Origin of the sequence: Rhodopila sp. (assembly GCF_035548095.1) — a bacterium.
GTDB lineage: Bacteria > Pseudomonadota > Alphaproteobacteria > Acetobacterales > Acetobacteraceae > Rhodopila.
This window is the reverse complement of record NZ_DASZUV010000029.1, coordinates 79,742-92,816: the sequence shown is the minus strand read 5'-3', so window position 1 is coordinate 92,816 and position 13,075 is coordinate 79,742. Positions and strand designations below refer to the sequence as shown.

Genomic DNA, 13,075 nt, shown 5'->3' with positions numbered 1-13,075 from the left:
CCTGACCTTCACCTCCACCTCCTGCCCGGCATGCACGAACCCGATATCCTGGTTCTGGATCTCGGCCTCGATCAGCACCGGCGCGTCATCCGGCACCACCGTCAGCAGCGCTTGCGCCGGCGTCACCACGCCACCGACGGTGTGCATGGCCAGCCCCTGCACCGTCCCGCTGATCGGTGCCGTCAGCACGGTCTGCTCGGCCTTGTGCGCGGCGGCGGCATATTGCTGCTCCAGCTCGCCAGCCTTCTGTGCCGCCTCCGCCAAGTCCTTCAGTACGCCGCCGGCATATTCCGCGCGCCCCTGATCCAGCGCGGCCCACAGCGCGGCCCGTGTCGCCAATGTCTCCGAGCCATGTGCCTGCTGGATCGCCAGTTGGTGTGCCTGATCAGACCATGCCTGCTCGGCATCCAGCCACGCGATCTTGTTGGTGAACGCGATATCCAACAGCGACCGGTATAGATCACGCTTCTGTTGTAGAATCGGCAACCCGGCCGACAGCTTCGCGATCGTCGCATCGTTCTCTACCACCTCGGCCGTCTTCTGCGCGATCTGTTGGCGCAGGGACACCCCTTTCTGCCGCTGCTCTCGCGCGCGGGCGGCGATCGCGTCGCGTTCGATCGCGATTTCCTCTGCCGGAACGTCGGCCGGCGGGACAAACCCCTCCGGCCCGGCATCATCCCCAAGACCGGCCGCGAGCGCCCGCAGCCCCGCCACATCCAGCCGCGCCTTCCGCCAATCCCGCGCGATCCGGTCCCGCTCGGCCACGGCAACGGTTTCGTCCAGCTCGAACAGCACCTGCCCCGCCTGGACATGATCGCCGTCCGTCACGCGGATCGCGCGCACCACGCCCGACTCCAGCGGCTGCACGACCTTCGACTTGCCAACCGGAATGACAGTGCCGTCCGCCGTGGCGATGATATCGACCTTGCCCAGGCCCGCCCAGGCAACGGCCGCCAGCAGCGCCGCCCCGATCGTCGCCATGATCGCCCGACCGGCCGGATTCGGTGGCGTTTCCAGGATTTCCAGCACCGCGGGCAGGAACGCCCGCTGCGCCGGCATGACGGATGGCGTTTCCCCGTTCATGCCGCACCGGCTTGCAGGCAGTGCAGCGCCGCGTAGCGCCCGCCGCTACGCACCAGCTCTTCGTGGGTGCCCTGTTCCACCAGGCGACCTGCCTCCAGCGTGATGATCCGGTTGGCGTGCCGCACCGCGCTCAACCGGTGCGCGATGATGAACACGGTCCGCCCGCGGCAGATCCGGTGCATGTTCTGCTGCACGATCCGTTCGCTCTCATAATCCAGCGCGCTGGTCGCCTCGTCGAAGATCAGGATCCGGGGATTGGTGGCGACCGCCCGGGCAATGGCGATGCGCTGACGCTGCCCGCCCGACAGGGAGCCGCCTCGCTCCCCCACCAGGGTGTCATATCCCTCGGGCAGCTCCAGGATGAAGTCGTGCGCGCCGGCAACCGCCGCGGCCGCCATCACCCGCTCCGTCGACATCGCCGGATCGGCCAGGGCGATGTTGGCCCGCACCGACAGATTCAGCAGGACATTCTCCTGCAACACCACACCGATCTGGCGGCGCAGCCAGGACGGATCGATGACGGCGGTATCCATCCCATCCACCAGGATCCGTCCCGCCTCGGGCACGTAGAGGCGCTGCAACAGCTTCGCCAGCGTGCTCTTGCCGGAGCCCGAGGATCCGACGATGCCGATGACCTCGCCGGGACGTACCTCCAGCGTGATATCCTCCAGCACCGCCGGACCATCCACGCGGTGACGGAAGCGCACATGCTCGAACCGCACCGCCCCCTGGATCGCCGGTGGCACCGTGCGGCTGGGCCCCGAGACCTCGGGCGGCGTGTTCAGGATATCGCCGAGACGCTCGATCGACAGGCGCGCCTGATGAAAATCCTGCCAAAGCTGGGCCAGCCGCAGCACCGGCTGGCTGACGCGCTGCGCCAGCATGTTGAAAGCGACCAGTTCGCCCACGGTCATGTCGCCGGCGATCACCGCCTTGGCGCCGAGGAACAGCAGCGCCGCGGTGACCAGCTTGCTGATAAGCTGGATCGCCTGGGTGGCACCGTTCGACAGGGTGGCGACCTGCATGGCGGAGCCGACATAGCCCGCGAGCTGCTCTTCCCATCGCCGCTGCATCTGCGGTTCGACCGCCATCGCCTTCAAGGTCTCGACACCCGACACCGCCTCCACCAGGAAGGCCTGGTTCTCGGCGCCGCGGCGGAATTTTTCGTCCAGCCGGCGGCGGAACAGGGGCGTGACAGTCACGCTCAACGCGGCGTAGACCGGCAGCGACGCCAGCACGATCCCGGTCAACGGCAACGAGTAAAAGGCCATGACACCGAGAAAGACGGCGGTGAAGATCAGGTCGATGACCAATGTGAGCGCGGAACTGGTCAGAAAGTTCCGGATATTTTCCAGTTCGCGCACGCGCGCGACGGAATCGCCCACTCGCCGCGCCTGAAAATAGGGCAACGGCAACGCCAGCAGGTGCCGGAAAAGCCGCGCGCCAAGTTCGACATCGATACGGTTGGTGGTGTGGCTGAAGACATAGGTTCGCAGATAGCCGAGCATGGCCTCGAACAGGGCAATGGCGACCAGGCCGAAAACGATCACGTCGAGGGTCGACAGGCCGCGATGCACGAGGACCTTGTCGATCACCACCTGGAAGAACAGCGGAGAAAGAAGAGCAAAGATCTGCAGGAACAGGCTGGCAATCAGGACTTCTGCCAGTATTCCGCGGTATTTCCGCACCGCGCCAAGGAACCAGCCGATATCGAAGCGGCGACCGAGCGACGACAAACCCTGGCGGCGCGTGATCAGGATGAGCTGGCCGGCCCAGCCGGACAAGAAGTCCGCCATGGGCCGAATGGCAGGACGATGCGTTTCCGGATCGAGTATCAGGACGCGATCGGCCGCAGCTCTCGCGACCAGCACATAGCCTTTCTGTTCTTTCATGATCGCAATGGCGGGCAGCGCAGCTTTTGGCAGGTCCTGCCGAGATATTTTGGTTGCGCGGCACCGGAGGTCGTTCGCCCTGACATATCGGACGACATCCATTGTCGCCGGAACTGGCGTGCCGAGTTCACGTGTCATCTGCGTGACATCGACCGGCCGTTCCTGCAGCCGCATCAACGCCGCGAGTGATTGGGCCCAAGGAGGAGGCTCATCGTCCGCTTGTGATGCGGCGCTCACTGCCTCCATGGCATGTTCCCTCCGGACCAGAACAACCTAGTAATGTCCAGGTTGCTTGACCGTTGTCACAGGGTCAATGTGAGTTTATGTGATGAAGTGTTACACGGGTAACGGGACTGACACCCAACGCCATCCCGCGGCGACGCCATCCCGGTCCCCATTGTCGCGCGCTCTGCTTGACAATAGTAGATCGTTTCGGACCTATCGCATGCCTTTCACAAAGCGGGGGCGAAAATCCACGGTCTGTATCTCTGCAGTCCATGCAATTCATAGCGCGGCACAAGGGGCAGCCGCGTGTATTGACGCGCGTTCGCACAAGTATTGCACAGGTCTCGGGAATATAGTCAGGGCGAGCGCGGGGTTCTGTCCTGTATGGCCCGTGGATCGGGTTGGCAACCCGCAAGCCTCGCATCACGCCGCGTCGCCGGAGCACTCGTCCCGCCTCGGCTTACCTTGATAGCATCGCTCGGGTCCGCCAGGACGCGGCCGACCCATGAGCAGGTTGCCAAGTGCACCGATATCCTCATCCGAAAACAGACCAGCCGATATCCCTTCGGCCGGATCAAGGGAGTTGTTACCTGGTAGCACCGACCGGTCGGCGGGGTTCGTCAACGAGGCCATGTGCCGGACCTCGGTCTTCGCCTCGTCCACATAGCCATCGCCGCCGCGAAGGTTGGGATGTCCCGGTCCAGCAACGCCATTGCCAGCCTGGCCGATCGGCCCCCGGCCGACCGGTGTCAGATGGAGTAGTTGAACGCCTCATACGTGCAGTCGGAGAGCGTCTGATCCATTTCCTTCACCGGCTCATCGGACGCGGCGATCCGCACCACCTTCGCCGGAACGCCGGCCATGGTGGCGTGCGCCGGCACGTCCTTCAGCACCACCGAGCCGGCGGCAATCCGCGCATGGTCGCCCACCGTGATGTTGCCCAGGATCTTGGCGCCAGCCCCGATCACCACGCCGGAACCGACCTTCGGATGCCGGTCGCCGGACTCCTTGCCAGTGCCGCCCAGGGTCACGCCGTGCAGCATGGAGACGTTATCGCCGATCGACGCCGTCTCCCCCACCACGAAGCCGGTGGCATGGTCCAGGAAGATACCCTTGCCGAAAGGCGCGGCGGGGTGGATGTCGGTCTGGAAAACCTCGGATGAGCGGCTTTGTAAATACAGAGCGAAATCGCGGTCGCCGGTCTGCCACATCCAGTGGTTCAACCGATGCGCCTGGATGGCGTGGAAGCCCTTGAAATACAGGAACGGCTCCATGAGCCGGTCGGCCGCCGGATCACGCTCGAACACCGCCATTATATCGGCGCGCAGGGCAGCGCCGATGCCAGGATCGTCGGCCAGCGCCTTGGCAAAGGACTGCACGATCACCGACAGGGAGATGACGTCATTCTTCAGCCGCGCCGCGACCCGGTGAAAGACCGCGACCTCGAAGCTCGGCTGATTGAGAATGGAGTCGAAGAACAACGGCGCCAGCTTAGGGGATTTTTCGTAGGCCTCCTCGGCCTCCATACGCAGTTGCACCCAAAGCGGATCGTTCGCGGGGTCCTGCTGGTCATGCACCAGCGTCAAGTGGCTCGAAACTGGGCGCGTCATGACGACCCCTTCGCAGGATTACAGTTCGGTAGGCCTATCTTTGGTCGCGCGGGGGCGACGTCAAGTCCCCGCGGATATGACGGCATGGCCGATCGGTTCCGCGCCACGGCCACCAGCCGCCCGGTCTGCACACACACCCACACACATACGTCCGTCGACAGGCAGGTCGCGGAAGACGTCTCCGGCGGCCGCGGATGTCAAGGTCCAAACCGGGCGGCGGTCAGCCACGAGCGATGGCTCGCATTCCTCGTCCGCCGGGGAAGGACGACGAAGGTGCTTCGTCGTGGTGCTTCGTCCGCCGTCCGCCCGCAGCCGCAAGGTGATCCCCGAGCCGCCCATACAACCGTCACATAAAGGTCCGCCATGCGGCTTCGGCAACGAAAGCCTCCCCCGAAAGCCTCCCCCGAAAGCCTCCCCCGGGGGGCGCGTTTCCGACTGTCACGCCGCCGCCAATCGCGATACCGTGGCGGCAACGAATAAACGGGAGGCAAACCATGTATCTGACTCAAAGCCTGAACCGCGCGGTGATGGTGAACCCGCACGGCGTGGCGACGATCTTCCGCGACCGGGAGCACAGCTGGCTCCAGTGCGCCGAACGCATCCGCCGGCTGGCCGCCGGCTTGGCCGCGCTGGGCATCGGCAAGGGCGATCGCGTCGCCATCCTGGCCTTGAACAGCGACCGGTATTTTGAGGCGATGTTCGCCATTCCCGCGCTGGGGGCCATCATCGTGCCTGTCAACACCCGCCTCGCGCCGCCCGAGATCGATTACATCCTCAAGGACAGCGGTGCCCGGATGCTCATGCTGGATACCGGCTTCGTCCCGATGCTGGACAAGCTGACCGAGCTGGCGGCGGTCCGCGACATCGTCCATCTGGATGCCGACGCGCCGGGCGGCGGGCTGCGCGGGTTCGAGAGCCTGCTGGCGGCCGATGCACCGCTGCCCGAAGCCGCGGCGAACGATGACGTGGCGGGGATCTTCTACACCGGCGGCACCACCGGCCGTTCGAAAGGCGTGATGCTGACGCACCGCAACCTGGTCAGCAATGCCATCATGGTGGTCACCGCCTTCGACTACCGGCCCGGCGCCGTCTATATCCATTCCGGGCCGATGTTTCATCTGGCGGACGGCGCCTCGACCTACGCCGTCACCATGATCGCCGGCACCCATGTCTTCATCCCGCGCTTCGACCCGGCGGATCTGCTGAAGGAAGTCGCCCGAACCCGCGTGACCAACGCGCTGCTGGTGCCAACCATGGCCGCCGCCGTCGCCAACCATCCGGACGTGACGACCACCGATACCTCCTCCTGGCGGATTTGTGCCTACGGCGCCTCGCCAATGCCGGAGGCGGTGCTGCAGCGCATCCGCGGCGTGCTGCCGACCGTCACCTTCGTGCACGCGTATGGCATGACCGAGGCGGCGCCGCTGGTCACTTCCTCCGACCTGCACAAGGAACCGCAGGGCGAACGCCTCAAAAGCTGCGGCCGGGCCGCGCTGATGGTGGATATCCGCATCGCCGACGCCAATGACCAGGCGGTACCGCGCGGCACGATGGGAGAGGTGCAGGTGCGCGGCCCGAACATCATGCTGGGCTACTGGAATCAGCCCGAGGCCACGCGCGCGGCGCTGCGCGGCGGATGGTATCATTCCGGCGACGGCGGCATCATGGACGAGGAAGGCTATCTGTATATCGTCGACCGGTTGAAGGACATGATCATCTCGGGGGGCGAGAACATCTATTCCGCCGAGGTGGAAAGCGCGATCTCCACCCTGCCCGGCGTGGCCGAGGTCGCGGTGATCGGCATTCCCGATGACAAATGGGGCGAGACGGTGCACGCCGTGGTGGTGCCGCGCACCGGCGCCACGATCACCGCCGAGGATGTGATCGCGCATTGCCGCACGCAGATCGCCGGCTACAAATGCCCGCGCAGCGTGGAAATCCGGAACCTGCCGCTGCCGCTATCCGGCGCCGGGAAAGTGTTGAAAGGGCCGTTGCGCGAACCGTTCTGGGCCGGGCGCGAAAAACGCGTGGCGTGACGCCCTGCCGCCCGATATTCCGAGATCGAGACGGCTGACGTGCGACGTCGCTGGAGGCTTGCGTCAGACGCCGATCGGCACGCCTGGCAGGTTGCGGCTGGTCCGGATCGTCTGCAGCGTCTGCACCCGGTTGACCGATGGCGCCCGGGTCAGGCGCTGCGTCAGCTCATTTTCATGCACCGTGTCACGCGCGACGAGACGCAACAGGAAATCGCCACCGCCGCGGATCATGTGGCACTCCCGCACCTCGGGCCAGTCGGCCACCAGCGCCTCGAACGCATCCAGCGCATCGCCTTTCTGGCTTTCCAGCTCGACGATGGCGAAGAAGGTCAGATGCCAGCCCAGCACGTCCGGATTGATGCGTGCATGGAACCCTCGGATGACGCCGGCCTTCACCAGCGCCCGCACCCGCCGCAGGCAAGGCGGCGCGGACAAGCCGACCTTGCGCGACAGCGCGAGGTTGGTCATGCGGCCATTCTCCTGCAGAGCGGCCAGGATGCGCCGGTCGATCGCGTCCAGCTCGATCATCTTGCGGCGGTGTCCCGCCTTGTGTGCCGACAAGGGAACAACCTCCCCCGCCTCACCCTCGGGGCCGAGCGAAACACGCGTCGCCCCGCGCTGCGCCGTTCGCAGCATCCGCGATCCCCCCTTTCGTGTTGGTCAGCCGCCCGTCATTGGTTTGAAAGACTACCGCCATATGGCCTCCAGGATTATCGTATTCGCGACAATCAGGGCCGAATTTTGACAAGATGCCTGGTGCGGGCTGAGACGCAGGATCAGCAACCGGGTGGAACACCTTCATGGGGCGGGAAACAGCTCCAGGACGGCGGCCCTGCAAAAATGACCTGGGGACGGAGATCCTGACGACAGAGACCAGGAACAGGGGGATGGATCGGAAGGACGCGGAGAGCGTCGCGCGGAGCTGGGGATGGCTGTCACAACAGCCGCGCGGGGTTCAGAATGAGGTGCTGCGGCGGTCGCGGCTGATGCACGTCGATACCGGCACGCTGCTCTACCAGATCGACGATACCGGCGGCGGCATCTATGGCGTGGCGGAAGGCGCGATCGGCATCCATGTCGCGTCGCCCAGCACCGGCTCCACGCTGGCGCATATCGTGCGGCGCGGGTTCTGGTTCGGCCATGCGCCGATCCTGGCGCGCCGAGGCCGCGCCGCCGCGGCGCGCGCCGCCGGACCCAGCTGCCTGATCTATCTGCCCCTGCGTGAGATGGAACGGCTCTCCCGCTCCAGCACCGCCTTCACCCGCGCGCTGGCGAGCCTGTCGGACGACGCGTTCCGGGTCGCCGCCGGCGTGATCACCGATCTGCTGATCCGCCGCGCCGATTGCCGGATCGCGGCCACGCTGCTGCGAGTGACCGGGGCGCTGGAGGCGTGCGCCCCGGACGCGCCGGCCGGCTTCCGCCTGACCCAGGCGGAGCTGGGAGAGATGGCGAACGCCTCCCGCCACCTCGTCAACCGCACCCTGGGCCGGTTCGAAGCGAATGGCTGGGTTTCCCGTAGCTACAGCTATATCGCCATCTGCCAGCCGGAAAGCCTGGCCGCCTTCGTCCGCGACGGGGAGTAGCGGCCGTCGGCGACGGGGGCGTAGCGGCCGGCCGGTCCGCCGGGGTTGACGGCGGGGACGCACGCCTGGATCGTCCAAAAAAACGGAGGAAACGATATGATCGGAACAGGACGGCGCGCGCTGCTTGGCGCCGCGGCGGGAATGCTGGCGGCCGCCGTGCCCGCGGGCCGCGCACGTGCGGCGGGGCCGCTGCGGATCGGCATCATCAATGACATGAACGGGCCCTATGCCGCGGTGTCGGGGCCGGGCGCGGTGGTCGCAGCGCGCATGGCCGTGGCCGATTTCGGCTCCTCGGTGTTGAACCGGCCGGTGGAGATCCTCAGCGCCGATCATCTGAACAAGGCGGATGTCGGGCTGGCGACCATCAAGGAGTGGTTCGGACCCGAAAACGTCTCCATGGTCGCCGATTTCGGCAATACCTCGGTGGCGTTGGGCGCGCAGCCGCTGCTGACGCAGTTCGACCGGATCGCCATCTATACCTCGGTCGGAACCTCGATCCTGACCGGCAAGGCATGCTCCCCCCTGTCGATCCACTGGGCGCACGATTCCTACGCGATGTCGCGGCCGCTGATCCGCGCAATGATCGATGAAGGCAAGACGACGTTCTTCTTCCTGATCGCCGACTATACGTTTGGCGACATCGTGGCCGCCGACTGCCAGGCGGCGGTGACCGCGGGCGGCGGCAGGCTTCTGGGGTCGGTGCGGCACCCGCTGGGCACGTCCGATTTTGCGTCGCAACTGCTGGCCGCGCAGGCATCCGGCGCGCAGGTGGTGGTGCTGTGCAATGCCGGCACGGATGCAACCAATGCGTACAAGCAGGCCAATGAGTTCGGCCTGCCGGCAAAGCAGGATTTCGTCACGCCGATCATCTTCCTCAGCGATATCCAGGCGCTGGGTGCCCGCATGGCGCAGAAGCTGCAGTTCACCACCTCCTGGTACTGGGACCAGACCGACCAGACCCGCGCCTGGGCAAAGCGTTATCGGGCGGCCGCGGGATCGATTCCGAATGACACCCACGCGGCGACCTACTCGGCCGTGCTGAACTATCTGCGCGCCGTGTCCCAGGCCGGCTCGGATGAGGCGCAGACGGTGATGAAGGTGCTGCACGGCATGACGATCGACGACGTGTTCACCAAGGGCGGCAAGGTCAGGGCGGACGGCAAGATGGTGTTCGACCGGTTCCTGGTGCAGGTGAAGACACCGGCCGAGTCCAAAGGCGAATGGGACCTGCTGACGATCCGCCGCACCATCCCCGCCGCAACCGGGTTCCGCCCGCTGGCCGAGAGCGACTGTCCGCTGGTGAAGGCCTGACCTGGCGCGGATGTTCGCGGCGGCGGGGCTCCGGTATGGTGCAGCCGCCTTTATGACCTTGCCCAGAGGTTCCGCCGGAATGCCGCTGACTCGCCTGCTGATCGTCAATCGTGGCGAGATCGCCATCCGCATCGCCAGGGCGGCGGCGGAGCTGGGGATTGCGACTGTCGCGGTGTATGCCGAGGATGACGCGCACGCCCTGCATGTACGCCGCGCCGATGACGCGCACGCCCTGCGCGGCTCCGGTCCCGCGGCCTATCTGGACATTTCGGAAATGCTGCTGGTGGCCGAGGCGACCGGCTGCGACGCGGTCCATCCGGGCTACGGGTTTCTGAGTGAGAATGCCGGCTTCGCGCGCCGCTGCGCCGAGGCCGGACTTTGCTTCGTCGGCCCCGATCCCGACACGCTATCCCTGTTCGGCGACAAGGCACAGGCTCGGGCCTTTGCCGCGCGCTGCGGCGTGCCGCTGGCGCGCGGCACGGATGGGGCGGCCACGCCGGCACAGGTGGCGGACTTCGCCCGATGGCTGGACGCGCCGATCATGATCAAGGCAGTCGCCGGCGGTGGCGGGCGTGGCATGCGCATCGTCTCCGACCCGGCGGAGGTTGATGAGGCCTATGCCCGCTGCGCCTCGGAGGCACAGGCCGCGTTCGGCGACGGCAGTCTGTACGCCGAGGAACTGATCCGTCCCGCCCGCCACGTGGAGGTGCAGATCATCGGCGACGGCACCGAGGTCTCGCATGTGTGGGAGCGGGAATGCAGCCTGCAGCGCCGGCACCAGAAGCTGGTGGAGTGCGCCCCCTGCCCCGCCCTGACATCCGGCCTGCGGCAGCGCCTGCTGGAGGCGGCGTTGTGCATGGCCGGCACGGCGCGCTATCGCGGCCTGGGCACGTTCGAGTTCCTGGTGCAGCCCGACAGCGCCCGCTTCATCTTCATCGAGGCCAATCCGCGCCTGCAGGTGGAGCACACGGTGACGGAGCAGATCACCGGCATCGACCTGGTGCAGGCGCAGTTGCGCATCGCCGCCGGGGCGAGTCTCGCCGACCTTCGCCTGCGCCAGGCGGATATTCCGCGGCCGCATGGATCGGCGGTGCAGGTCCGCGTGAACATGGAAACGATCGACGCGGCGGGGAACACGCTGCCATCGGCCGGGACGCTGACCGCCTATGATCCGCCATCCGGGCCCGGCGTGCGCGTCGACGGCTTCGGTTATGTCGGCTACACGACCTCTCCGCGCTTCGACAGCCTGCTGGCGAAGGTGATCGCGCAGGGACCGACCCGGGCGGATGCCATGGCCCGCGCCTATCGTGCCCTGTGCGAGTTCCGCATCGACGGCGTGCCGACCAACATTCCGCTGGCGCAAAGCCTGTGCCGCCATCCGGATGTGCGTGCGGACCGGATCGACACCGGCTTCGTGGAGCGACGGATCACCGAACTGGTGAATGCGGGCGGGGCGCATCCGCGGCTGTATTTCGACGGGGCGGACAGTGAAGGCGTCGCCGAAACGGTCGCGGAGGCGCCGGCCGGCACGCTGGCCGTGGCGTCGCCGATGGACGGGCTGGTCATCTCGATCGACGTCGAGATCGGGGACATGGTCGCCGAGGGCCAGGTCGTCGCCATCGTGGAGGCGATGAAGCTGGAGCTGACCGTGCGCGCCGAAGTCGCCGGCACGGTGCGCGGCATCGCCGGCGTTGTCGGCAACCTGGTCAAGCGCGGGCATCCGCTGCTGTTCATCGAGCCCGGCGAGGCGGCGGACGGCGAATCGGTTGCGGATGAAACCGCGAACGCGGACGCGATCCGCGCTGACCTGGCGGAAACGCTGGCGGTGCACGCGGTGACATTGGACCCGGCGCGTCCCGCCGCCGTCGCACGCCGCCGCAAGACCGGCCAGATGACCGCGCGGGAAAACGTTGCCGCACTGTGCGATCCGGACAGTTTCGTCGAATATGGCGCGCTGGCGGTCGCCGCGCAGCGGCTGCGCCGGCCGGTCGAAGAGCTGATCGATATCAGCCCCGCCGACGGCATCGTCACCGGCATCGGTTCGGTGAATGGCCAGCGCTGCGCCGTGCTGGCCTACGACTATACGGTGTTCGCCGGCACCCAGGGCTGGATGGGCCACGCCAAGAAGGACCGGATGTTCGAGCTGGCGGAACAATGGCGCCTGCCCGTGGTGATCTTCACCGAGGGCGGCGGCGGCCGTCCGGGGGAGACCGACCATCTTGGCGTCGGCATCGAGACCAACACGTTCCGGCAATTCGGCCGCCTGTCGGGGCTGGTGCCGCTGGTCGGCGTCAGCTCCGGCCGCTGCTTCGCCGGCAACGCGGCGCTGCTGGGCTGCTGCGACGTGGTGATCGCGACCGAGGGATCGTCGATCGGCATGGGCGGCCCGGCAATGATCGAGGGCGGAGGGCTGGGCGTGTTCAGGCCCGAGGAGGTTGGTCCGGTTCCGGTCCAAAGCGCCAATGGCGTGATCGATCTGGTGGCACGCGACGACGCGCACGCGGTGGAGCTGGCAAAGCGGTACCTGTCCTACTTCCAGGGGCCGGTCGCGGACTGGTCCTGCGCCGATCAGGCGGCGCTGCGCCGGCTGATCCCGGAGAACCGGCGCCGAGCGTACGACGTGCGGACGGTGATCGAGACGCTGGCGGACGTGGACAGCGTGCTGGAATTGCGGCCTGGCTTCGGGCAATGCCTGGTGACGGCGCTGGTGCGGATCGAGGGCCGGCCGATCGGCCTGATCGCCAGCGACCCCATGCACCTGGCCGGCGCGATCGACGCCGACGGTGCCGACAAGGGCAGCCGGTTCCTGCAGCTCTGCGACGCGTTCGACCTGCCGGTGGTGACGCTGTGCGATACGCCCGGCTTCATGGTGGGCCCGGCGGCGGAGAAGGAAGCGCTGGTGCGCCATGCCTGCCGCCTGTTCGTGACCGGCGCGAATATCGAAGTGCCGACCTTCACCGTGGTGCTGCGCCGCGGCTACGGCCTGGGCGCGCTGGCGCTGAGCGGCGGCAGCTTTCACTCGGCGCTGTTCACCGTGTGCTGGCCGACCGGCGAGTTCGGCGGCATGGGGCTGGAGGGCGCGGTGCGGCTGGCCTATCGCAAGGAGCTGGCGGCGATCGAGGACCCGGCGGAGAAGCAGCGCTATTATGAAACGAAGCTGGCCGACCTGTATGAGCGCGGCAAGGGCATCAGCGCCGCCCGCTTCCTGGAGATCGACGACGTGATCGATCCGGCGGCGACACGGGACTGGATCATGCGCGGCCTGGCCTCGGTGCCGCCGAAGCCCGACCGGACCGCCAAGAAGCGCCGCAACATCGATACGTGGTAGCGAGGAG

Annotated in this window: 8 protein-coding genes; 4 read left to right on the top strand and 4 right to left on the bottom strand. The window is 66.9% G+C overall.

Features of this window, described 5'->3' with window-relative positions:
• The 3 genes from VHC04_RS21010 to cysE form a co-directional block, all read right to left on the bottom strand.
• The coding region (locus VHC04_RS21010; protein WP_325684696.1) for an HlyD family type I secretion periplasmic adaptor subunit at positions 1–1,083 on the bottom strand (1,083 nt) is incomplete at its 3' end.
• Complete coding sequence (locus tag VHC04_RS21005; RefSeq protein ID WP_325684699.1) at positions 1,080–3,113, bottom strand: type I secretion system permease/ATPase; 2,034 nt, start codon at positions 3,111–3,113, stop codon at positions 1,080–1,082. The genes VHC04_RS21005 and VHC04_RS21010, both read right to left, overlap by 4 nt.
• An 836-nt stretch (positions 3,114–3,949) precedes the next feature.
• Positions 3,950–4,810 carry a serine O-acetyltransferase gene (gene cysE, locus VHC04_RS21000; RefSeq protein ID WP_325684695.1) on the bottom strand — a complete coding sequence of 287 codons (861 nt, stop codon included), beginning with the start codon at positions 4,808–4,810 and terminating at the stop codon, positions 3,950–3,952.
• A gap of 494 nt (positions 4,811–5,304) precedes the next feature.
• Between cysE and VHC04_RS20995 the strand changes: the two genes are divergently transcribed.
• Positions 5,305–6,846, top strand: coding sequence for a long-chain-fatty-acid--CoA ligase (locus tag VHC04_RS20995; RefSeq protein WP_325684694.1), 1,542 nt, complete (start codon positions 5,305–5,307; stop codon positions 6,844–6,846).
• A gap of 63 nt (positions 6,847–6,909) precedes the next feature.
• On the opposite strand, the gene VHC04_RS20990 is transcribed toward VHC04_RS20995, so the two are convergent.
• Positions 6,910–7,374, bottom strand: a complete 465-nt coding sequence (locus tag VHC04_RS20990) for an Lrp/AsnC family transcriptional regulator (RefSeq protein ID WP_325684698.1) — start codon at positions 7,372–7,374, stop codon at positions 6,910–6,912.
• 359 nt (positions 7,375–7,733) lie between these two features.
• Here VHC04_RS20990 and VHC04_RS20985 point away from each other — a divergent pair, with 359 nt between their 5' ends.
• The 3 genes from VHC04_RS20985 (at position 7,734) to VHC04_RS20975 (ending at position 13,068) form a co-directional block, all read left to right on the top strand.
• Complete coding sequence (locus VHC04_RS20985) at positions 7,734–8,429, top strand: Crp/Fnr family transcriptional regulator (protein WP_325684693.1); 696 nt, start codon at positions 7,734–7,736, stop codon at positions 8,427–8,429.
• A gap of 96 nt (positions 8,430–8,525) precedes the next feature.
• A complete protein-coding gene (locus VHC04_RS20980; protein WP_325684692.1) occupies positions 8,526–9,740 on the top strand; it encodes an ABC transporter substrate-binding protein in 1,215 nt (404 codons plus the stop codon).
• A 79-nt stretch (positions 9,741–9,819) separates the two neighbouring features.
• The gene (locus VHC04_RS20975) at positions 9,820–13,068 is read left to right on the top strand and encodes a carboxyl transferase domain-containing protein (protein WP_325684691.1); all 3,249 of its coding nucleotides are present in this window, start codon (positions 9,820–9,822) and stop codon (positions 13,066–13,068) included.
• The last annotated feature ends 7 nt before the right edge of the window (positions 13,069–13,075 follow it).

Coding starts and splice junctions, on each gene's coding strand:
- cysE (WP_325684695.1), bottom strand. CDS start 4,810: ATGACGCGCCCAGTTTCGAGCCACTTGACGCTGGTGCATGACCAGCAG.
- VHC04_RS21005 (WP_325684699.1), bottom strand. CDS start 3,113: ATGACACGTGAACTCGGCACGCCAGTTCCGGCGACAATGGATGTCGTC.
- VHC04_RS20990 (WP_325684698.1), bottom strand. CDS start 7,374: ATGATCGAGCTGGACGCGATCGACCGGCGCATCCTGGCCGCTCTGCAG.
- VHC04_RS20980 (WP_325684692.1), top strand. CDS start 8,526: ATGATCGGAACAGGACGGCGCGCGCTGCTTGGCGCCGCGGCGGGAATG.
- VHC04_RS20985 (WP_325684693.1), top strand. CDS start 7,734: ATGGATCGGAAGGACGCGGAGAGCGTCGCGCGGAGCTGGGGATGGCTG.
- VHC04_RS20975 (WP_325684691.1), top strand. CDS start 9,820: ATGCCGCTGACTCGCCTGCTGATCGTCAATCGTGGCGAGATCGCCATC.
- VHC04_RS20995 (WP_325684694.1), top strand. CDS start 5,305: ATGTATCTGACTCAAAGCCTGAACCGCGCGGTGATGGTGAACCCGCAC.